Source organism: Candidatus Vagococcus giribetii (assembly GCF_017316185.1).
Lineage (GTDB): Bacteria > Bacillota > Bacilli > Lactobacillales > Vagococcaceae > Vagococcus > Vagococcus giribetii.
The window spans coordinates 56,241-79,311 of the sequence record NZ_JAFLVX010000025.1; the positions used below are offsets into that span (position 1 = coordinate 56,241).

Annotated in this window: 21 protein-coding genes and 1 tRNA gene; 16 read left to right on the plus strand and 6 right to left on the minus strand. The window is 33.8% G+C overall.

Translation table 11 applies throughout. The features are described from left to right. Positions 1-13: 13 nt before the first annotated feature. From DOK76_RS09995 to DOK76_RS10005, 3 genes are all read right to left on the minus strand, one after another. Positions 14-244, minus strand: coding sequence for a hypothetical protein (locus DOK76_RS09995; protein WP_206967345.1), 231 nt, complete (start codon positions 242-244; stop codon positions 14-16). Positions 245-307: 63 nt separating this feature from the next. Continuing rightward, positions 308-1,066 (minus strand): class I SAM-dependent methyltransferase, encoded by a 759-nt coding sequence (locus tag DOK76_RS10000; RefSeq protein ID WP_206967348.1) that lies wholly within the window; start codon positions 1,064-1,066, stop codon positions 308-310. An 18-nt stretch (positions 1,067-1,084) separates the two neighbouring features. Next, complete coding sequence (locus DOK76_RS10005) at positions 1,085-1,531, minus strand: hypothetical protein (protein ID WP_206967350.1); 447 nt, start codon at positions 1,529-1,531, stop codon at positions 1,085-1,087. Between the two features lie 103 nt (positions 1,532-1,634). Between DOK76_RS10005 and sfsA the strand changes: the two genes are divergently transcribed. From sfsA to DOK76_RS10040, 7 genes are all read left to right on the plus strand, one after another. Next, a complete protein-coding gene (sfsA, locus tag DOK76_RS10010) occupies positions 1,635-2,354 on the plus strand; it encodes a DNA/RNA nuclease SfsA (RefSeq protein ID WP_206967352.1) in 720 nt (239 codons plus the stop codon). 4 nt (positions 2,355-2,358) lie between these two features. Further along, positions 2,359-3,648 (plus strand): DEAD/DEAH box helicase, encoded by a 1,290-nt coding sequence (locus tag DOK76_RS10015; protein ID WP_206967354.1) that lies wholly within the window; start codon positions 2,359-2,361, stop codon positions 3,646-3,648. Between the two features lie 18 nt (positions 3,649-3,666). Next, positions 3,667-6,342 (plus strand): sigma-54-dependent transcriptional regulator, encoded by a 2,676-nt coding sequence (locus DOK76_RS10020; RefSeq protein WP_206967356.1) that lies wholly within the window; start codon positions 3,667-3,669, stop codon positions 6,340-6,342. A 149-nt stretch (positions 6,343-6,491) separates the two neighbouring features. Further along, on the plus strand, positions 6,492-6,692 hold the full coding sequence (locus DOK76_RS10025) for a hypothetical protein (protein WP_206967358.1): 201 nt from the start codon (positions 6,492-6,494) through the stop codon (positions 6,690-6,692). 237 nt (positions 6,693-6,929) lie between these two features. Further along, positions 6,930-7,250, plus strand: coding sequence for a PTS sugar transporter subunit IIB (locus DOK76_RS10030; RefSeq protein WP_206967360.1), 321 nt, complete (start codon positions 6,930-6,932; stop codon positions 7,248-7,250). A 37-nt stretch (positions 7,251-7,287) separates the two neighbouring features. Next, positions 7,288-7,605 (plus strand): PTS lactose/cellobiose transporter subunit IIA, encoded by a 318-nt coding sequence (locus DOK76_RS10035; protein ID WP_206967362.1) that lies wholly within the window; start codon positions 7,288-7,290, stop codon positions 7,603-7,605. An 89-nt stretch (positions 7,606-7,694) separates the two neighbouring features. After that, positions 7,695-7,768 (plus strand) — tRNA-Arg (locus DOK76_RS10040). A 237-nt stretch (positions 7,769-8,005) separates the two neighbouring features. On the opposite strand, the gene DOK76_RS10045 is transcribed toward DOK76_RS10040, so the two are convergent. After that, positions 8,006-8,425: a transposase gene (locus tag DOK76_RS10045; RefSeq protein WP_206967364.1), complete on the minus strand. Its 420-nt coding sequence runs from the start codon at positions 8,423-8,425 to the stop codon at positions 8,006-8,008. 418 nt (positions 8,426-8,843) lie between these two features. On the opposite strand from DOK76_RS10045, the gene DOK76_RS10050 reads away from it, so the two are divergent. The 5 genes from DOK76_RS10050 (at position 8,844) to DOK76_RS10070 (ending at position 15,211) form a co-directional block, all read left to right on the plus strand. Beyond that, entirely contained in the window at positions 8,844-10,538 is a 1,695-nt protein-coding gene (locus DOK76_RS10050) for an amidohydrolase (protein WP_206967366.1), read from the plus strand. 6 nt (positions 10,539-10,544) lie between these two features. Continuing rightward, positions 10,545-12,509: an oxidoreductase gene (locus DOK76_RS10055; protein ID WP_206967367.1), complete on the plus strand. Its 1,965-nt coding sequence runs from the start codon at positions 10,545-10,547 to the stop codon at positions 12,507-12,509. A gap of 53 nt (positions 12,510-12,562) precedes the next feature. After that, entirely contained in the window at positions 12,563-13,756 is a 1,194-nt protein-coding gene (locus tag DOK76_RS10060; protein ID WP_206967370.1) for an MFS transporter, read from the plus strand. Between the two features lie 22 nt (positions 13,757-13,778). After that, positions 13,779-14,144, plus strand: coding sequence for a nuclear transport factor 2 family protein (locus tag DOK76_RS10065; RefSeq protein ID WP_206967371.1), 366 nt, complete (start codon positions 13,779-13,781; stop codon positions 14,142-14,144). Between the two features lie 152 nt (positions 14,145-14,296). Beyond that, positions 14,297-15,211 carry an amidohydrolase family protein gene (locus tag DOK76_RS10070; protein WP_206967373.1) on the plus strand — a complete coding sequence of 305 codons (915 nt, stop codon included), beginning with the start codon at positions 14,297-14,299 and terminating at the stop codon, positions 15,209-15,211. Between the two features lie 402 nt (positions 15,212-15,613). Here DOK76_RS10070 and DOK76_RS10075 read toward each other — a convergent pair whose 3' ends face one another. After that, positions 15,614-16,459: a helix-turn-helix domain-containing protein gene (locus tag DOK76_RS10075; protein WP_206967376.1), complete on the minus strand. Its 846-nt coding sequence runs from the start codon at positions 16,457-16,459 to the stop codon at positions 15,614-15,616. Positions 16,460-16,811: 352 nt separating this feature from the next. Here DOK76_RS10075 and DOK76_RS10080 point away from each other — a divergent pair, with 352 nt between their 5' ends. From DOK76_RS10080 to DOK76_RS10095, 4 genes are all read left to right on the plus strand, one after another. Then, positions 16,812-17,180: a nuclear transport factor 2 family protein gene (locus DOK76_RS10080; RefSeq protein WP_242542282.1), complete on the plus strand. Its 369-nt coding sequence runs from the start codon at positions 16,812-16,814 to the stop codon at positions 17,178-17,180. Positions 17,181-17,495: 315 nt separating this feature from the next. After that, positions 17,496-17,681 carry a hypothetical protein gene (locus DOK76_RS10085; RefSeq protein WP_206967378.1) on the plus strand — a complete coding sequence of 62 codons (186 nt, stop codon included), beginning with the start codon at positions 17,496-17,498 and terminating at the stop codon, positions 17,679-17,681. A gap of 356 nt (positions 17,682-18,037) precedes the next feature. Beyond that, positions 18,038-18,511: an IS200/IS605 family transposase gene (gene tnpA, locus DOK76_RS10090; protein WP_206967380.1), complete on the plus strand. Its 474-nt coding sequence runs from the start codon at positions 18,038-18,040 to the stop codon at positions 18,509-18,511. A gap of 663 nt (positions 18,512-19,174) precedes the next feature. Further along, a complete protein-coding gene (locus DOK76_RS10095) occupies positions 19,175-21,025 on the plus strand; it encodes an AAA family ATPase (protein WP_206967382.1) in 1,851 nt (616 codons plus the stop codon). 570 nt (positions 21,026-21,595) lie between these two features. Here the strand turns inward: DOK76_RS10095 and DOK76_RS10100 are convergent. Then, the gene (locus tag DOK76_RS10100; protein WP_206967384.1) at positions 21,596-22,834 is read right to left on the minus strand and encodes an aminopeptidase; all 1,239 of its coding nucleotides are present in this window, start codon (positions 22,832-22,834) and stop codon (positions 21,596-21,598) included. Between the last annotated feature and the right edge of the window lie 237 nt (positions 22,835-23,071).

Genomic DNA, 23,071 nt, shown 5'->3' on the forward strand with positions numbered 1-23,071 from the left:
GATGTCTTTTTATTTAGCCAAGTTGACTAGCAAAATGAGCCATTGCTTTTTTCACGTTATCAAGACTTTCTTCTTTTAGTAAAGGAAGTAAGTTGTTTTGTAAGCTTGTAAAATCATCTAAGGTAAAAGCTTTTGTTTCTTGTGCTTTAAAGCTTTCAAGTAAGAGTGCTTTTGCTTGTTCTTGTTTGTCTTCTTTGGTGTTCATTAAGAAAAAGCCTAAAAATTGTTCTTGTCCTGGGTTCATTGAAAAACGCCTCCTAATAAATTGATGCTTTATCATAACATAAAAAAGAAAAGGTAATGATACTTATTTATGTGCTTCAAAAGTTATAGTTTGATTGCTATCAGTAGGTGAAACACCAAACTCATAATCAGCTGATACAGAGATGTTGTTAAATCCAGCAGCTTTAAGCATCATAGAAAATTCATTCAAGCCGTACCATCTTAATAAAAAGGGTTGTAATTCTTGTTTCACTAGTTCTCCTTTGTCCCACTGAGCATAAGTTAGATGAGAAACTGTGTGTTGCTTAAGCCAATCAATTTCAATAATTCGTCTTTCTAAGGTAATCAATTCTTCTGAGGTAACTTCATAAGAAGAAGTAGATACTTCGTTTAATTCTGGGTAAAAAGGCAGATCAAGATCAATGATAACTTTACCACCAGGCGACAAATGACGGTAGAAGTTTTTTAAAACAGTCATGGCCAGTTCATGAGATTCAATCAAACAAAATGTAGAGGTTGGCATAATAATCGCCTCAAATTGATTGCTACCTAAGTCAAAATCAACTAGATTTCCTTGATGGAGTGGAGTTTCTAATTGATGTATACTTAAATTCTGACGACACTTAGTTAGCATCTCTTCAGATTGATCCAACCCGACTACTTTGAAGCCCTCTTTCAGTAGAGGTAGTAACAGACGACCAGTCCCAACACCTGCTTCAAGAATCATACCACCTATTCCATCAAGGCGATCCATGTAATAATCAATGTCTCCATTGATAGATGCTCCAACAGGCTTTGTCATGTCATAGACTTTTGAAGCTAGAGAACCATAATAATTGTACAAATTTTTTCCACTCCTTTTTTAGACACCTTGATCAAGAACGCGCCATTTACCATTTTTATGGGTTCTTGTTAAAACAAACTGCCATCCTTCTATTAATGAGTTGGGACCAACGCTTCCTTCAACATGTTTCCCTGTTGTATAGCTTGTTTTTAAGATTAAGACATTCTCTTTTGGTAAGTCGCTATAACGAGAGGTACCTGTGACACGAGTGGACATATCATTTTGATAAAAATGCTCATCGTAATCAATCTGGTGTAAGACAGAATCACTGTAATGATAGTTGAAATAGCTAATAACGGTCTTAGCTCCGTCTTCAAGTTCTTGTTGTGTAAATTCCTTAGTGTTATCAAAGTGAATCTCAACAGTTTTCATTGTGTTTTTGGACTGAATGGCAAAATGAATACCTAAACCCACAACAAGTAGACACATACTAATGATAATTAGTTTCTTTTTCTTTTGAGTCATAAAATGCCTCCAGTGTTTTTAGTAAGTGTACCCTAAAATCCACCTAAAACAAAGTCATAAAAGCATGTTATACTACAACTGATAAGAAATTGAGGAGACGTGTATGGCAAAGTATGAAGCAATAGAAGTTGTGACGTTTAAAGAGCGTCATAATCGGTTTGTAGCTACCTGTATCAATCAAGCAGGTGAAGAAATAGTGACTCATGTCAAAAATACGGGACGATGTAAAGAACTACTCATTCCAGGGGTTAAAGTAGCAGTTAATTTTCAAGATAAGCCAACTAGAAAAACCAACTATGATTTAGTATCAGTCCAAAAAGAGGGAGCATGGTTTAATATTGACAGCCAACTACCTAATCAATTAGTTGAAGAAGGAATCAAGCAAAACAAGATAAAATTTGATATACTAAAGGGCAACATCATCAGTGTTAAAAGAGAGTTTACTTATGGTGATTCTCGTTTTGATTTTTTGATTGAAACGGATAAACAGGAAAAATTATTAATAGAAGTCAAAGGAATGACCTTAGAGAATAACCAGGTAGGTTCTTTTCCAGATGCTCCTAGTACACGCGCTTTAAAACACGTGACAGGATTAGAAAAAGCAAGAAGAGAAGGGTATCTGACTAGTGTTCTTTTTGTCGTTCAATTTCAAGAAATTACCTTTGCAACTATTAACCAAGAGATGCAGCCTGATCTAGAAGAAGCCATTCGAGTTGGCATGGCAGATGGATTAGAGGTATTGGCATACAACTGTATCGTTACCGAAGAGACTGTAACCATTCATGAAAAAGTACCATTTAAATTAAAGGAAACAAAGGAGTAAATATATGACAATCGTAAATTCATTTCCAAAAGAGTGGCAAGAAAAGTGGGAAGCTGAGGCTTTTAAAGCACCTACAATGATTCAAGAAAACCTATTTGAGCCCTTAGCAAACAAAGAAAGTGTATTGGGGATTTCACCAACAGGTTCAGGGAAAACGTTAGCTTATTTATTACCACTGCTATTAAATGTTAAAAAAGGTGAAGGCAATCAACTATTAATCTTACTACCTTCTCAAGAATTAGCCTCTCAAGTAGCTGATGTAGTAAGAGAGTGGATTAAACCTTTAGAGCTAAATATCCAAACTATTATTGGTGGGGCTAATGTGTCTCGTCAAATCGAACGACTAAAGAAACGCCCAGAAGTATTAGTGGGGACACCGGGACGTGTGTTAGAACTAATCAAATCTAAAAAAATTAAAGCCCATCTCATCAATGCTTTAGTCCTTGATGAAGTTGATGATTTAGTAGCTCAAGAAGATTACAATGCCGCAAAAAGCGTCATGAAGAGTGTCATGGCTGATACCCAAGTTGTGGCAGTCTCAGCAACTGGTCAAGTGATTTTACCAGAGATTGATACTTTATTTAGACACACACCAAAAGTCATTGATGTGACAAGTGAAGACACAACAAAAGGGGTTATTAAGCATCATTACTTACTAACACCGACTAGAAAACGCTCAGATAACTTACGTCGTCTAGCTCATGTGAAAGACTTTAAGGCATTAGTATTCTTTAACCAACTAAGTGAATTAGGTGTAGCTTCTGAAAGACTTGATTTTTTAGGATTAGATCATAGAACTCTTGCGTCAGATCAACACCAAACAGAACGTAAAAAAGCGATTGATGACTTTGAAAACAACCGAGTATCCCTATTATTAACAACAGATATTGGGGCAAGAGGACTTGATTTTTCAGACCTTTACTACGTCGTTCAATACGATATGTCACTTAACGCCGAAAATTATGTTCACCGCTCAGGCCGAGTGGGACGTATGGGGAAATCAGGTGAAGTGATTACCTTAGTCAATGACCGTGACGTGCGTGAATTAAGAAAAATGATGCGTCAATTAGACAACGAGTTATCTGAAATTTTTGTGAGCCACAATCAAATTGTTGAAGAAAAAATTGTTGGTGAGACAGAAGAAGCATCTACATCAGATAAAAAGAAAAAAGAAGAAGTGACTAAGAAACACACAACTTCAAGAAGTAACCAAGAAAAGCCAAGTGAAACAAGTAAAAAGAAAAAGAAAAACCGTAAAAATCGCAACAAAAACAAAGGAGTTCACTGGAAGTAGTTTTTAAGGGGGAAAGGCATGTCTAATCGAAAGAAGCAGATATTTCAAGTACTAGAAAAGCATCAAGGTTCACTCAGTGCTACAGCTATTAGTCAGGAATTAGATATTGATCGAAGCAATGTCAGTCGCTTGCTATCTGATTTATATAAAGAAGGTAAATTAGAGCGTATTGAAGGGAGACCTGTCTTGTACCAAGTAAAGGAAGTGTCAGTTGTCAAAACAGACAATCAACTCGTTTCTTTTGATCACTTAGTAGGGAGAGAGGATTCTTTAAAACTGTCTATTCAACAAGCAAAAGCAGCTATGCTCTATCCACCAAGAGGATTACACACTATTTTATTTGGTGAAAGTGGGACAGGTAAATCCTTGTTTGCTGAATGTATGTATGAATTTGGCTTGAGTTCGGAAAGTTTACCGAAAGAAGCGCCTTTCATTTCCTTTAACTGTGCGGATTATGCTCAGACACCTCAATTATTGTTTAGTCATATTTTTGGTGTGAAAAAAGGAGCTTACACAGGAGCAGATGAAGACAAGCCAGGCTTGATTGAAGAAGCTGATGGCGGGATTTTATTTTTAGATGAAATTCACCGCTTACCCCCAGAAGGTCAAGAGATGCTATTCACCTTTATCGATAAGGGGATATATCGACCTTTAGGGGAAAGTGCGAAGACTTATGAAGCCTCTGTACAGATAATTGGTGCCACAACGGAAAGTTCAGATGTCTTTTTGGCTACCTTCAACCGCCGAATTCCTATGAGTATTACCCTACCTTCTTTAAGAGATAGAACCTTAGACGAACGCTTTGAAGTAGTTACCTTGTTTTTAGCTCAAGAAGCCAGTCGTTTAAACAATCGAATTGATGTGGATAAAGATGCCATTATGGCTTTTATGCTATATGAGACAGAAGGAAATATCGGTCAAGTCAAACGAGACTTGAAGTTAGTCTGTGCTAAAAGCTTCCTGCACTACCGGACTAATAAGCTAGATTACTTGAGTATTTCTGTCAGTGACTTGCCTCTACAAGTCCAAAAGGGTTTACTAAAAGTGAAAGAGATAGGTGAGAGAGCAGATCGCTTTTTTGATACGAGCTTATCTCACTTAAGCTTTGAACCAGGTGTGAAACATGTGGTCTGGACCCAAGATAAAATGCAAAACATGGACGTCTACTCTACTATAGAAGACAAAGTCTCTTCTTTATCAAAAGTCGATTTAGAGACCATTGATTTAGAAGGTTTGATTGAAAGTAATTTAAATGAGTACTTTGAAGTCTACGTTAATGAGTTATCAAGAAATGATATTCATAAAGAATTGATTGACCCTAAGATTTGGCGTCTCACAGATTGTTTATACGATTTAGCAGAAGATAAGCTTGGTAGAAGCTTTAATGAGAGAACGCGTTTTACCTTTTCGCTACATCTTCAAAGCACAATTGAGCGAATCAAAAACAATAAAACAATTATACATCCAGATTTAAATGGTGTTAGAAAAAAATACCTAGCTGAGTTTCAAGTAGCGATTGAGCTATCAAGCTTGATTGAAAAAGAATTCAATCTTGAAATACCTTTTGATGAGATTGGCTTTTTAACCATGTTTTTAACCTTTGATCTAAGTGATGACATTGAAAAACAAGATAATAAAGTCAAAGTCTTACTACTGATGCACGGAAAATCAACAGCATCAAGTATGCTAGAAGCCGTCCAAGATTTATTAGGAATTGAGTCGGGTATGGCGTTTAATATGCCTTTAACCATGGAAGTCACTCAGATGTATGATTTAGTCAAAAACTATGTCAATCAACATAAAGATGAGTTATCAAGTGGTGTCCTGATTCTAACGGACATGGGATCTCTCAACTCGTTTAGTCATATGTTAACAGAAGAAACAGGTATTTTTACTAAGACTATTTCGATGGTGACTACTTTGGTTGTTTTAGAGTCTGTTCGTATGGCAAGTATGGGTAGAAGCTTGAAGGAGATTTATCAAAATATTCAGCTGTCCTTTGAATCAGCAGTGCATAGCCAATTTAGAACAGGAGCACCACTTAAAAAAGCCGTAGTGGTGACCTGTTTTACAGGTGAAGGAGTCTCTAATAAATTGGCAGAACGAGTTAAACCCGTAATGGATGCCGAAAAAATAGAGATTATTCAATTGCAATTTTTGGAAAAATCAGCCTTTCAAATGAAGATTGATGAGCTATTGGATACCTATGACATTAAAGCTGTTGTAGGAACTGTTGATGTGAACTATCAAAATATTCCCTTCTTCTCAGCATATGATATTTTTAAAGATGAGGAGTTAACCAGATTAAGACAACTCGTTAGTAAAGAAATTTCAGTGGATGACTTGGCCTTATCACTTGATGGAGCGATTAAAAGTGTGCCATCATTAGTTGATTTGTTGACAGAGACCAAAAATATCGCAGAAAAAATAGAAAATGACTTATCTTTAATATTAGAACCAGGTGTCGATATGGGAATTATTCTTCATTTAAGCTTTTTAGTAGATAATTTACTAACAGATCAACACCAACGTTTATTTAAAGGTTTAGATACTTTTAAAAAAACTCATCGTTATGAGATGGATATTGTTAAAATGACCCTCATTAACTTAGAAAAAACATATCATATTCATCTACCAGAAGATGAAATTGCCTACATAACTGAAATGTTTTTGAAAAATAAAATTAGTAACTAACATTAGATAACAAACATTACACAAGTTGTAACGTTTGTTATCTATTTTTATTATCCACGGAAAAATTTAAGAAATAAAACATAAGGTGTTAATAAAGAAGAAACAATTAGTTGTTATAGTAGAGATAAGCTAAAAAAGGACGTGAAAAAATGATTAATCGAAAAGAAAAAAGTAAATACTTTCATTTGAATATAGATAGTTTGTTGATTATTGGATTAATTATCGCAACCGCCATGCTTGTTTTTTCCCATAATGACTTAGGAGTTATCTTAATTTTATTATTAGTTGTGGCTTTACCAGTGAGTTGTTTACTATACTGGCTAGATTTTAGAAAGCAAAATAAAGACTAACTAAGGTATTGAGTAACACAGTAGATAAAAATTATCGAATATTGAAATATTATTTCTTAAAATAAAATAGATTAAAAGGTACTAAATTCCCGAAAGTTACACACTAATATCAGTGTGTAACTTTTTTTACCCACTAATGACCAAATTGAAAGCTTGGTATGATAAGGTTTTCATAAAATAAAAAGTGGCACAGGAATTGCTTATATATAAATGTAAATAAAATTAGGAGTGATTGATATGTCAAAAAAAACGATCATGTTAGTATGTTCAGCGGGAATGAGCACTAGTTTATTAGTAACAAAAATGCAAAAAGCAGCAGAAAGCAAAGGAATGGAAGCAGAGATTTTTGCAGTATCAGCTTCTGAAGCAGACGCTCACATCGCAAAAGGCGATATCGACGTTATGTTATTAGGACCACAAATCAGATTCATGAAATCTCAATTTGATAAAAAATTAGAAGGAAAAAATATTCCTTTTGAAGTTATCAACATGGCAGATTACGGTATGATGAATGGTGAAAACGTATTAAACGCAGCAATCAAATTAATGGGTGAATAATCAGTAAATAAATAGTTAAGGGCAGGGGTAATAAGTAATGGATGAACAAAATTTAGAAGCAATCATGGGCTTAATCATGAACTCAGGTAACGCTAAAAGTGATGCTATGGAAGCTATCCAAGCAGCTAAAGAAGGAGATTTTGAATTAGCAGACGCAAAAATTGCATCCGCTGAAGAATCTTTAACGTTAGCACATCAATCACAAACAGGTCTACTAACAAAAGAAGCACAAGGAGATCACATGACTGTGACTTTATTAACTGTGCATTCTCAAGACCACTTAATGACTTCAATTGCGTTTAAAGATACAGCAATCGAAATCATTGAATTACACCGCCGCTTAAGTGGTAAATAAGAGTGAAATTATCGAAAGAGTAGAGAAATCTACTCTTTTTTTGATGGACAAAAAAAGAATTAAGTGAGAAACTATAAGAGTTATAACAAGTCCTCGTAGCTCAGTAGGATAGAGCAATCGCCTCCTAAGCGATAGGTCGCTGGTTCGATTCCAGTCGAGGACGTCATTTAAAGTTTACTGAGAGCCTTTAAACAACGGGTTCTCAGTTTTTTTTATGTGTTTTAAAAATCACCTACTATACAGGTGGTTCTATAGAGCTTTCAGCTTGGTATTAAAAAAGCCTCCCAAAATGAGAAGCTGCTGAAAAATTAGAGAGTTTCTAATAAGTTACATCAAATAACAAAATAAATAGAGTACTTACTCCTTTTTATAAGGATTCAGTACTCTATTTTCTTATTTTCTAACCTATTAGTGTCAGTATTCTTTTCAGATTTACTACAAACAGGGTGGTGGCTTCTTGTAAATTCATACCAAATAACCCATCACTTTTATTAATGCCAAAACCGTGACGGTTTTTTAATTCACTATTTTTAGCTTCAATTTTATATCTAGAATTAGCTAATTCTTTAAATTCGTTAGTCTGCTCAAATTCAATTTGTTCTTGATGTAAATCAGATTTTATTGAAATTGAATAAGTTTTAGTTTGATTTCCATCGACATAACAACCATCTTTTAAATAATAATGCTCTTTCACTTCGTCTACAATAAAAATAAAGTCGGCTAGGTTATTTAATTTACGAAGTAAATGGTCTTCTTTCACCAACGCATCATATAAACCTGAATAAGGACTTAAATCTAACTCATCTTGAAAATTTAACATCTGTATCCACCTACCGATCGAATTATTACATTAATTATCTCTAAAAACTGACAAGTAATCATAAAAACTAAAAAATATTAGTTTTTATGGTTAATGTTATTTAACTTTTTCAGTAGCTTCTTCATGTAGTTCGTCTATTTTTTTGAAATCAAGATAGCATCTATCAAAGGGTTTAAGCTGTTTTTTTATGTTTCAAGTTTTAGTAAGGTGAGTGATAAGAGCCCAATCAATTGTGAGGTTCACGTAGGGTTCTGTGTGGACATTCCGGTGAAATCCCTAAGTGCTACTCGATGTCATTAAAATTGTCTTACTTAAATTTACTGTTTGTTAAATAAACTAGTCTAATACTTCCTTTTTTTACAATAGCCTATCCACTAATTAATCTAGAATGAAAGTATAAAGGGGAGGTATAAATTAGATGGTCGAAGCAGATTTAGTAATTTTGAATGGAAAGATTGCAACGGTTAATGCGAGTTTTGATTTCGAACAAGCGGTGGCTGTAAAAAATGGCTGGATTATAGATGTTGGATATAATCAATTGATACGTCAGTATATAGGACCTAAGACCGAAGTCATAGATTTGATGGAAAAAGTTATGCTTCCAGGTACTCATGATGCCCATATGCATGGAGTACATACGGGTTTATCTCTCAGTCCGGGGTTTATTGATGTAAGTTTTCCTAAGGTGCGTAATTTATCTGACTTACATAATATTTTAGCTGAAGCTGTTAAAGTAGCTGAACCAGGTGAGTGGATAATGGGGATGGGTTGGAATGAAGCCTTGATTGATGAATGTGTAACAGAAGGAAGAGCATTAAAAAAATGGGATTTAGATTCAGCAACTCCAGATCACCCTGTTTTTTTAAATGATTACGGTGCTCATAGGATGGTTGTCAACAGTAAAGCGTTAGAGGTATGTGGTATTAATGAACAGACAAGGGATTTAAAGACAGAAGAAGGTTTTATTGAAAGAGTTCCAGGTACGATGGAACCTACAGGATTTTTAAATGATTGGGGGGCACAAGTTTTAGTCTCTAAACATGCACCTAAAGTTTCGAGAGAAGGTTTAAAAGACTGTATTCGTCGAATGAATTTTGAGCTTAACAAAAATGGTATCACTAGTCATGTAGATATTTTAGGAGTTGGTGGTAATGATTTAATATGTGGCACTTGGGGTGAAAAGAGTATTAAGGTTTATGAAGAAATGGCACGAGATGAAGAATTAACTGCTAGAGTAAGTATTAATGTTTTGGCGGGTATTAATGGCATTCAAAGTTATGATTCGATTATATCAGGTTTAGCACAAACAAAGTTACCAAAATTTTTTGATAGCAACTGGGTGAAAGCAGATACAGTTAAGATATTTGGGGATAGTGGTGGTTGGTTGAGAAATGATAATACGATCGTTGGTTCTAAAAGTCGCTCTACTTTTCCAGGTGAAACTGAAGAAGAACAAAAAGAGGAAATAATAAAAACTATTGTTGAAGTTCATCGTCAGGGATGGCAACTGGGCATTCATGCTATAGGTGGGGAAACAATTGATACTTGTATCAAAGGGTATATTGAGGCACAACAACTCTATCCTAGGGAACAACCTCGGCATTTCATTATACATGGCGATGATTTCAATAAAAATAATGCTGAAATTGCTGCAAAATATGGAATAGGATTATCTGTCCAATCAATAGCCGGATATAATATTCTGGATTTTATGAAAACGAAATTTGTTTCAGAACGTGTAGCAGAGTTATTTTCTCTTAGAGAATATCAAGAAAAAGGGTTAATAATAGCCAATGGTTCAGATTCAAATATATTCTCATTGAATTGGCGGATGGGTGTTCAATTTCTAGTAACGAGGAAAACTATTAGCGGTTTAGTTTATCGACCAGACCTAGTAAGTACTGTGGAAGATGCTATTAGGATGTATACCATTAACGGTGCCATTCAAGAGCATTTAGAAAATATTAGAGGATCTATTGAAATAGGAAAAGTTGCTGATTTTCAAGTATTGAATGAAGATATTTTTACTTGTGAACCCGATAAAATAGGAGAAATAGAAGTTGATATGACCATTGTTAATGGAAAAGTCGTTTATAAAAAAGAAAGCAGGTGAACGGATATGGTAAAATATCCGAATTTATTTAGTCCAAAAAAAATAAAAAATATTACTTTTAGAAATCGTATTTTTGCAGCACCTTCTTCACTAGTTTGGCCAGACTATTATACAGGTATGCCTGATGAAAGTACTGTTTTCTATTACGAAGACAAGGCTAGAGGTGGCGCGGCCAGTGTGACTTTAAGCGAAACAGTCGTAAATAGAACCGATGCTGCTAGACGAGCAAATAATGATATTTTAGTCCCCGATTTTGAAAAAAATATATTTCCTACACAAGGTTGGTTGAAAGTGACGGATGCTATAAAACGTCATGGAGCGGTCCCTTCTATTCAAATTTTCCATTCAGGAGATACAAGTGATTTAGCATGGACAGGAGGCAGACCGCCGATAGGCCCCGATGCATTTGTGAAGGAAGACGGCACGATTGTAAAAGAAATGGATAAAGATGACATGAAGAGAGTTGCAAGTGAGTTTGCAGAATCGGCTTGGTATGCTAAGTATGCTGGTTTTCAAAAAGTCATGTTACATGGGGCACATGGTTGGTTATTGGCACAGTTTCTTTCACCAGCTACTAATCATCGTAAAGACGAGTATGGTGGCAGTCTTGAAAATAGAGCTCGTTTTCCAATTATGGTAGTAGATGCAGTTCGTGAACGCTGTGGTGAAGATTTTCTAATAGAGTATCGTATCAGTGCAAGGGAGTATTTGGAAGGAGGACTGGAGATTGATGAAGCCGTCGAATTTGCTAAAATGCTAGATGGAAAAATTGATTTACTTCATGTTTCAGCAGGCTCTTATTATGCGACTAAACAATATACATTCCCCTCGATTTATCTTCCCCATGGCTGTAATGTCTCTCTTGCTGAAGCAATGAAAAAAGGAGGAGTTCAAACGCCAATAGTAACTGTCGGTGCTCATTATAACCCTAAAGATATGGAGAAAATAATTGCAGAAGGGAAAGCTGATTTTATTGCTATCAGTCGAGCTATAATAGCTGATCCACAATTGCCAAATAAAATATTTGCTGGAAGAGAACAAGATGTTACTCCTTGTTTACGCTGCACGAATTGCTTAGGTGGGAAATATGATGGACGTAATGAATGTGATGTTAATCCTTTAGCAGGAAATGAACTTTATACTTTAAGAATGCCTGACGTAAAAAATAAGCGAAAAGTATTAGTAATTGGTGGTGGTCCAGGAGGAATGAAGTCAGCAATTACGGCAGCTGAAAGAGGTCACCATGTGACACTTGTCGAAAAAGAGGCAGATTTAGGTGGTAATTTAAAATTTACAGAAAAAGATAGTCATAAAGATGATTTAAGACGATTTAAAGACTATCTGATTCATCAAACTTATAAACATGCTATTGATGTAAAGTTAAACACAGAAGCTAATTTAGCGTTAGTAAATGATATTAATCCGCAAGATATTATTTTAGCTAGTGGAGCAAGTCCTACTGTTTTGACACTTAAAGGCAGTGATCAATATCCAATCTATCATGCAACAAAAGTCTATGAGCCTTCATTTAATATTCGAAAAAAAATCGTGATGATTGGCGGTGGACTAATGGGATGTGAAATAGCTATTCATCTAGCAGAATCAGGAGCACAGGTCACTATTTTGGAAATAATGGATAGTTTAGCTAGAGATTCAAATAGAATTCATCAAGCTGCTTTATTTGAAATGCTTGAAAAAATGAAGGACCTAATCCATATCAAGTTAAAGGTTAAGGTAACAGAGATAACAGAGTCAGGATTAAAATATCTTGATGAGAATGAGGAAGAAAAGATTTTGGAATCGGATACAATTCTTTATGCAGTAGGAATGAGACCAAACGAGGAGATCGTAGAAGAAATTCGTAGTTGGGATGGTTGGGAGAGTTTCAGAGCAATCGGCGATTGCACAGGAGCAAGTGTGGTAAGAAAAGCCATTCATACGGGGTATTTTGCTGCGATGGATATAATTTAAAATATATTGTCCACCTGTATTGGTGGACAATTATAGGAGGTTAAGAGGTTAAGATGAAAAACTTAAAAGTAAAAATTGCAATATTATCTCAATCTTTTATTGTTATGGGGATTTTGATTGTATCAACTGTACTAGCTAATATTGGACGAGCTTTTCCTGAAGCTGGGTTAACAGCAATTCAAATGGTTATGACTTTTGGTATGATTGCTTCATTTCCAGCTACATTAATTGCAGGTGCGTTGGGAGCAAAAATCCAAAAGAAAAAGATAGTACTTTTTGCTTTGATTATCATGCTTTTAGGTGGGTTATTACCCATATTTCTACATACTAAAATATGGTATATCTATCTGTCTAGCTTACTAATTGGATGTGGACAAGGCTTATTAATGACAACTGTTAGTAATCTTTCTACGGATTTATTTATTGGAGAAGAACGCAGTGAAATGTATGGTTTGCAAGCTGCTTTTCAAAATGGGGGTTCAGTGGTTCTGATGTTATTGGCTGGTTGGATTGCAAGAAATAATTGGTCTAATGCCTATTTAGCTTTTCTTCTAATTGTGCCGGTTATCTTAATAGTTTTATTTTGGTTACCTAAAGACACAAAAAATCAAAAAACGGAAAATGTAGAAGTGACCGATAACGAAGCAAAAGTGCCTTTAAAAGTACTTCTGATAGGTTTATTAGTTTGTTTATTTTGTATAGGGTATGCTACTTTTTCTTTAAATGCTTCACTTTACATTGCAGATATGAAATTAGGTGATTCTACCACTGCTGCATTGGCAATGTCTTTAAGTACCGGAGCTGGTGTTTTAGGAGGATTTATATTCAAGTATATATTTAAATCTTTACAAAGACATGTTTTGTTTATTGCTTGTATTGTTACAATATTAGGCTATTTATCTTTAGTCTTATACCCTAGTCTTTTAACTGTTTTCATTGCAGCAATTTTCTCTGGTATTGGTTTTTCATTAGCGATACCTATTGGTACTCAAGCAATTTCTGAAACTGCTACACCAGCGCAAATGTCTAATGCAATGGGAAGTTATATGGCATTTACTTCGGTAGGTGCGGCGATATCTCCCTTGATAATAAATGCGTTGGCACAATTGTCACCCAATCAAAGTGAAAGAACGGTATTTTTAACTAGTGTTATTTTTCTGAGTGTTTTAGCTGTAGTTGTTTTATTATGGAGTTTCAAAACCAATTTAAAAGGAGATGATAAGGCTAGTGAACAGTTGGAGGTCTAGAAAATAAGTTAGGAGAAAGAAGATGGAGGAACAAACTGTACGAAAAATAATTTTAAATTATATTACTGATACCTTTGAAGGGAATGCAGATAATTTAGATAAGAGATTTCATCGTAATGCTGTAATGAGTGGCTATATGGGGGATGAATTAATTATGGCAACCCCTAGTGTTTTTGTAGAAGATATTCGTTCTCGACCATCTATGAAAGCAAACAATGACAATTATAAGGCAACCATTACACATTTGTCAGTCAAAGGTAATATTGCAGAAGCTTGTATTTATGAAACTGGATTTTTTGGAAAAACTAACTTAGAAAACTATTTTCATTTAATTAAAAACAGTCATGGTGAATGGCAGATTATTTCTAAATGCTTTACAACCGTTTGAAAATTATTCTTAGATTTGAATCTCAAGCTAGCAACTTAATTACTCGTTAATATGATTTAACATTAGCCAGGTAAAAGAGTGTGCAATGAAGGAACAGTAAAAATTCATGATGTTTGATGGTATCGGGAAATAAAAAAGAGAGGAAAATAAAGATGACAAAAATTATAGATATTCATACACATGTTGGCGATATTTTTCATGAAAACCGTAATATTACATTTAAAACAAATATTAAAAAAGGAGATTATGAAGATCCTTTTGTTGAAGTTGAACGTTCAGGTTATACTAAACCATTAATTGTAAGTGATCAGAAAGAACATCAACGATTAATAGATGCAGGACAATACCGAGTTTGGGAGTGCACCCTAGAGAATTTCTTAATTGATATGACTGAAAGTAAAGTAGATTATGCTTGTTTACTGCCAGTATTACCTAACACTAGTTTTGAAGAATATTTGGCAGCTTCGAAGTTAGATAATCGACTGCTTCCATTTACTTGTCCAGATTTTTCTTTGAAAATTCCTGAACTTGAAAAAAAATTAGAATTGGATTTATCTCGTGGCGCTAGAGCGTTAAAGATCCATCCTATTTTACAAAATATAAGTTTGGAAGATCCTAAAGTTGAAGCTGCTGTAGAAGTTTTTGGTAAAGCAGATTTACCAACTATTTTTCATGTGGGTGAAAACTCTTATTATGGTCCAGATAAAAATTACCCAAGTAATCCAGAATTTGGTAATCCACGATATTTTTATGAATTTGCTCCAAGATTCAAAAATTATCCACTGATTGCGGCTCATTGTTGTTTAATAGCGGAAGATTTTGCTAATAATACGAAAGGATTAGACAATGTTTACACTGATACAACAATGTGTTCAGCAGAACTGATGAAAAAAGGTGTAGAACTCATTGGTGAAGATAAAATTTTATTTGGAACAGATTATCCATTCGGTACGTTTAAGTATTCTGTAGAAGAAGTTAGAAGAGCGTTCAATGATGATGAACGAATGCTAAATAAAGTGTTTTTTGAAAATGCTGCCAAATTGTTGAAATTTTCGGAGAATAAATAGATTGTTAGACTTTAAATCAATTGCCTTTTTCTTACTAAAAAATCATATTCTTTTTAAGAATAATCGGTTCGATTGAGATGATTTAGCAGTTTTTTATGCACATTGTTTGAAGGCTTTGGAGAAAAAATAAACTTTCGTGAATAAGTTGGGAATATTATGTAAGTAACTTTTATTTGCAAAAATTATACAACCTAAAATAAAAAGCCTATGAACGCAATGATTTAATTTATTGGTTCAATAGGCTTTTAATTTTCAAGATATTTAAACTAACCTTGTTATTTATTCCACGTGCTTTTTGGTCCTCGCTTGCAAATGTAAAATTTTAAGATAATGTATAGAAGATATTATTTAAGATTAGACCATGCTTTTTAGATCAACACCTAGGTTTAATCATCGATTCATTTAATTAATGAGGAATAAACTTTCAGTTACATCAACAAATTGTTGGGGGCTGAAATCAGTAAAAGATTTAAACTCACGAATTAGATGTGACTGATCAAAATACCCGTTGTTAGTTGCAATTTCAACATAGTGTAAGTCTTTATGAAAAAAAATATCTTTTAAAGTGTTTTGGAATCTAATAATACGACCGTAATAGCTTGGTGGAAAGCCAAAAATTTCAGCAAATTTTTGCCTAAAATGTCTTTTGGAGTACCCTACTTGTTTTTCAATATAATCCATCTGGGGAAAGTGCTGTAAGTCTTCTCCATTTTCAATACATAGTAAAACACTTACTTCATCGACTAAAAATAAAGAATCGTCTTGAGAAAGCATCACTTCTTCCTTAAATCTATTGATAGTCTGAATCCGTTGTTCAAAAGAAATATCTTCTGCCATTTCTTTGATTAGTTGGGTGGCATGGGGGTATAAATCAAGGAAATTAACGTTCATATTTAAAAGATTAGATATACTGACGCCACCAGGTTTTAACCCTAATATAGAATAAGGTTTACATCCAAAATAGGTAATGTCTTTTTGTAATTCAATTTCATAAGATTTTAAAAAAACACCTTGAAAATCAGCACGAGCATAATCAGATTGACAAGTAAATAAAATATTACAACAAGCATCAGGGACTAGTGTTATTAAACAATTTTCTTTAACCTCAAATTGATAAAAAAGAGCGCTTCCTTTAACGTATAGAGGATTCCATTCTGTGACAAATTCTGTGTATTTTTTTGCAACGGCTCTTAATTCTGGTTGGAAAGGCGGGGAAACAGCATTGGCAATCGACAAATAGGAAATCATATTTTACTCCTTTCATTACTACCAAACATTGTTTGAAAATCTTTGTAAAATAAGAATCGTAACGGTCAAAAAAATTATAAGAGATAGTGTGCTGAAAAAAGACTGATTTTGCCGAATTATCCAATATAATTTTAAGTGAACCTTTTATAATTGAGTTACAAAACGTTATTTAAAATATCAATTGATAAAANNCTTAATTTCTTTATAGCTATTATAGTCTTTTCTCCAAAATAATATAGTAAAAAACGGCAAGGATTAGAGAAAAGTTCGTTTTTATTTATAGGCTACAACTTAATTAACGCTAATTTTTTTTAAATATATTATAAAAACAGATTAAGGAATGGTGAAGGAAATGGAAATGAGAAAAAGTATCGATGAAGTAAAACAAGTTATTGATCAATATCGCACATCTGTTTTTTCTGGTGACGAAAAATTGTTACGGAAGGTTTTCCATCCAAATGCCCAAATGAATGGTTATATGAATAGCCAGCTTGTTTTGGGAACCCCAGAACTATTTTTTGAAGAAATAGGTAGTAAACCAGCAATGAAAGAGCCCTTTAAAGCAACTATAACATATTTAAAGGTTACAGGACGTATAGCAAATGTAGTACTTTACGCAACCGGTTTTTATGGAGATGGTGTAGTTGAAGATCATTTTCAACTATTGAAGGGTCCTAATGGCCATTGGAAAATTATTTCTAAGTGTTTTATTACATTATAAATCACTAGTGTTACATGAAACAAAAAAATTTACATGTGCCTATCCATATTGTAAAAACAAAAAAGCCCTTTATACTAATATTGGATGATTTATCCAAGATAAATAAAAAGGACTACAACATGGATAAGTATAAAACAAAATCAGTATTCAATAAATGGTTTTCTCTTACTTTGTTAGAAAAGTTACCTTTAGCATTTGCCAAAAAATCAAAGCCTTAATCATTATCAAAATAAATTCCGTTTCTCCACTGTTTTCAAACTCTTTCTTTTAGTAATCAACGAAGTGAAAGAAAGCTTGCGAGATATGAGTGCTTCAATGATTTCAACTGACCTTCAACAAGAAGTTCAACTTGACAGTATTAGTTATTCTCAACTTTCAAAAGTCTTGTCGCAGATGGATTCAGACATTTTTATGGCTATTTTCTATCAACTATTGAATCGTATCAATCAACAATCTCCTATTACCAAGCAGGCTCTACGTCAAACAACCATGAATTCGTAAACTCATTCACCCTGAAGTATGAAAGGATTTATGATGTATAATAGTAGTGGAAAGGAAAAAAGCCGCCACTATTTTGGAAAAGAAAATTATGTCGAACGTCAAACTGGCTTACTTTATTTTTCGAGAACCCTGAAATATTGCCAATGAGCATGTGTATAAAAATTTGATTATTCATGAAATAAAGTACTCCTTTCCTAATTTGTTTTTGGAAAGGAGTACTTTTTATATCTTTTGAAAACCACATGTTATGCGGGTGGTTCTCAAGAACTTTCAGCGTGGTATTAAAAAGCCTCCTAAAATGATAAGATAAATTTGGTTTCTCGGCCACAAAATATCAATCATATAGGAGGTTCCTTATGAAAAAAGACAATCAAAGTTTATCACACACAACATGGAAATGTAAGTATCATATAGTTTTCGCACCCAAATACAGACGACAAATAATTTATGGAAAATACAAACAAAGTATTGGAGAAATTCTAAGGTTATTATGTGAGCGAAAAGGTGTTGAAATAATTGAAACTAACGCATGTAAAGATCATGTTCATATGTTAGTAAGTATCCCACCCAAATTAAGCGTTTCAGGATTCATAGGCTATTTAAAAGGAAAAAGCAGTCTTATGATCTTTGACAGACACGCTAATCTAAAATATAGATATGGTAACAGAAAATTTTGGTGTCGAGGTTACTATGTTGATACAGTAGGACGAAATAAAAAACAAATTGAAGAATACATAAGAAATCAAGTCCAGGAAGATTATGTAGCAGATCAACTAACTTTATTTGAAGAATACGAACTGTTTACAGGAGAGAAAAATAAAAAGAAATAAGTGATGCTTCTAGGATCAGCGAGTGAATGTGGAGCATGAGGGAAACCGCTTCAGTGAGCCTTTTAGGTTCAGTCCGGTAATAGAGGCTTTCAGCCGAAGAACAAACCTCCAGTTCTCACTGGAGGTTTTGATTATTAAAATCCATATTGTCTAACATTCTCAAAAACCGGTAATATTATTTGAAGTAATTTATTTTTAGGTATACGTGGGTTTTGTTTTTCATTCACTACAGCTTCCTCCGTATGAAGACGAAGGATGAAAGTGATATAAAGTCGTCTACCTTAATTGTTGTAAATCACTGTTGTAGCGAAATTAACAAATCTTCCTGACTAAACGTGATTCGTAAGGCGATTCGACAACCTAATATACTGATTAAACACTAGGTTTCAAAATGATAAATCCCTCATAACTTTTTACTAACTCAAAGCCCTTCAAGTTACGGATACTTATTCTCTTTAATATCAATTGAATTATTATACCTGTTAATGTCTTCTTCGATAAAAATACGAATTATGGTTAAAAATTTATAATTGACGTACAAATAGAGGTAAAATAATTTTTAAACGATAAAAAAATCTATTTAATATACAAATTCTGATTTTACTTCAATAAGACTGTTCTGTTTGGTACAATGAGTTCATAATACAGGAATGGAGTGGTGTAATGAAATTACATAAGATTCAAATTGAAGGATATCGGAGACACTATGATACTGAAATTATGTTTTCAAATGCAAGCTTTCTCATTGGAGAAAATAACACAGGAAAAAGCAGTATACTAAAATCAATCGAGCTATTGCTTACTGATACTAAAACATTACCAGATAGTTTCTTTTTTAAATTTTTTCAAGACGAAGATATAAGCTCTTGTGACAAAATAATCTTAACGGCTGAATTCAGGGGAGTTCCAGATGCAGCATCTGAATGGGTGGGCTTTAAAGGAAGGATTTTTCCATACACTACTACAACTCCAGACGGCAATGAAGTAACTGGAAATTCAATATTTTACAGAAAAACCTTTGTATCTAATTCACAACGCACAATCGAAATGAGAGCTAGAAAAAAAACCATAAAAGCCGAGTTTAAAAATCTTAAAAAAATCTCTGAGTTTACTAAAAAAGGACTTAAGGAAGAATTATTAATAGGTTCTAAATTTGAAAATGAAAATAGAGAATCAAATTTATCAAAAGCTAAATTAGAAGAATTTTTAGATACATTTGAAAATAAAATTGATTTCTTTGACTACTCTAATGAAGAAGAGTGGGCACAAAATCCGGGAGGTATAGCAGGGAATGTACTCTCAAAACTGCCAAAAGTATTATACATACCTGCGCATGATGGTTCAGAAAATCTTGGAGAAACTAAAGGAACCTTTCAAAATATACTAAGTGAGTTATTCACTGATGTTAGGAAAGAGTCAGATAATTATAAGAAAGCTCAAGAATATTTAGACAAGTTAGCTGCCGAAATGAATCCGGAAGATTCAACTACTGAGTTTGGTAAAATGATGGAAGGATTAAATGGTGTTCTTGACGGAGTTTTTGCTGGTATAGGATTAAATGCTCAAGCTGAACTTTCTAATGCTGATGATGCTATAAAACCAAAATTTTCCGTATCTATGACAAGTAACATTCCTACTTCTGTGGAGATGCAGGGAACGGGAGTTATAAGGTCGACAGTATTTGCTTTATTGAGATACAAAGCATTGAGAGATATGGAGAAAAAATCTGATGATCGATCTTTGATAATTTGTTTTGAAGAACCAGAATTATATTTACACCCAAATGCTGCCAATCAAATGAGAGATACTATTTATGCTTTAGCCATGACGTCTAATAATCAAATTGTATGTTCGACCCACTCTCCATATATGATTGATTTGAGCAAGCAGACTGGACAGGTGTTAAACTATCTTTCGGCGAGTAATTCATCCGTTACCACTAATTCATTTTCTGATATAAAATGTGAATTAGTGAACAATAGTCCCTTCAATATTCAAGAGGCATTTACGGCGCTTCAGTCAAACGAAAGAGACCTCGTGAAGTTAATTTTAAAAATTGATGACTATCTTGCTCGAATATTTTTTGCAAAGAACATCCTGATTGTTGAAGGAGATACAGAAGAAATAGTATTAAAAGAGACAATATCCTTAATGCCTGACGAAATGAAAAAAAATGTTCTATGCAATTGGCAAATTGTCAGAGCGAGAGGCAAAGGAACAATAATCTCTCTTGTAAAATATTTAAAGGCTATGGGGATAACTCCGTATGTTATGCACGATCTTGATAATAATGTTGCTGGTGCGAAGATAATGAATGAACCAATAAGAGAAGTATTAAACGATGACTCTAGGTTGACGGTTTTAGAAAATTGTATTGAAGATATTTTAGGATACGAGCCTCCATCAAATGATAAGCCTTATAAAGCTTATCAACATACGCAAGCTAATTGGCAAAATGATTACAATAAAATTAACAAAGAATGGAGAGCAGTAGTAGAATCAATTTTTTCTTAGGTTAGGTTCATATTAGACCGGACAGTAACTTTTTTAAGAGGATTTCTCTAGAGAAGAAAACCTAGATGTAGAGAATACCAACAAGATTTTGAAAAGAATTGTTATGTTGACGGAATATCAATGCTTTGAATGAAAAACGCGTATACTTAAATATGAGCTTTAGTACTATAGTGTGCTAGTTTTTTCTTGCTAGTCTTGAACTTTGTAATATTGTCGTATAAAAATTAGCTTTCTTTGGACATTATTACTTCTAACAATCTATTTTCTAGCTATCAATGCTTAATATGTACAATCGAGCAGTCTCCTTATGTACGTCTTTATTTTAATCAGTAAACTTGATGAGGGGCTAGATTTTTTAATCGTTATACAAAGAAGAGACCTATAAAAGTTTATTTTAACTTTTATAGGTCTCTTTAGTTTATACAGAAATCTATGACTTTAGAGGTTCTATTACTCCTAGATTAATTTTTGCAAAAAATGTTTAACCCGTAACTCCCTAAATGTCAGCCTCTATTTTTTTATGGAACTTTCTTTACTAGTCAGGGGACAAAAAATCCACTCTGTTTTATGTTAAGCCCATTCGCCATTTCTAAAGATAGGTACGATAGTGCCATCTTTTTTAATGCCGTCTACGTTCATTTTATTTGATCCAATCATGAAGTCAACGTGTGTTTGACTGCGGTTTAATCCTGCAGCGATTAATTCCTCTTCGCTCATTTCAGTTCCACCTTCTAAGTTGAAGGCATATGCTGAACCTAAAGCTAAGTGGTTTGAGGCATTTTCATCGAATAAGGTATTGAAGAAAGTAATACCAGATTGAGAGATAGGAGAGCTATCAGGAACAAGTGCGACTTCACCTAAGCTTTTCGCTCCTTCATCTGTATCAATTAGTTTTTTCAAAACATCTTCACCTTTTTCAGCTGTCACATCAACTACTTTACCGTCTTTAAAAGTAAATGTCATGTTTTCGATTGTATTACCTGAGTAGCTTAATGGTTTTGTACTAACAACGACACCATCAATACGACGATTGTCAGGAGCTGTAAAGACTTCCTCAGTTGGCATGTTTGCGATAAAGCGTTCGCCACGAGCATTGATACTTCCAGCGCCTTCCCAACGATGATTTTCAGGTAAACCAATAACTAAGTCAGTTCCTGGAGCTGTGTAGTGTAATGAATCAAATTGCTCTTTGTTTAATTCATTTGCTTTATTAGTTAATAAAGCATCGTGGTTGTGCCATGTAGCAACAGGATCTGCTTCGTACATACGAGTCGCTTTAAAAATAGCATCCCATAAAGCGTCAACTTGCTCTTCTTTTGAAGAAAGAGTTGGGAAAACTTTCTCAGCCCAAGCACTTCCAGCAGCTGCAACAACTAACCAACTAACTTTGTTGGCTTGTGTTGCTTGACGTAAAGGCATCATTGCTTTACCCATAGCCAATTGGAAAGTTGACAAACGGTCATTGTCTACGCCAGCATAAGCATCAGGATTTTGTGAAACGACGCTAATACGACTAGCACCTGCTTCGACCCATTCATTCATTTCAGTAATTTTTGATTCAGGAACTGTTTCTAGAACACTGTCATCAGCATGCATTAGAGTTTCACGACTCACAATATCATCAGTCCATTGAACGATAACTTGTTTAGCACCTAGTTTATAAGCTTCTTTCACAATGTGACGAGCTAGAGGAGCTTGCTCTACTTGGATTTGAACAACGACTGTATGAGATTTTTGGACATTTACACCTACTTCAGTAATTAACTGAGCGTATTTTTTTAATAACGTATCAAAATTTTCTAAAACCATTTTATTCCTCCTATATAGTAACGTATTTTCTATAAATACTAGCATAAGAACACTATTATAGCAATGAAGACAAAAAAATGAATTAAGCATTTAAAGTTAAAAAAAAAACTTAAAAAATTACAAAATTATCTTAAAGTAATTGGTATTATTTTAAAATCATGATACAATAACATGTAAATAGAAGAACAAAAAAGTTTTTTTATTATAAATATTGTGGATAAAATAGGAAGGTGGTTC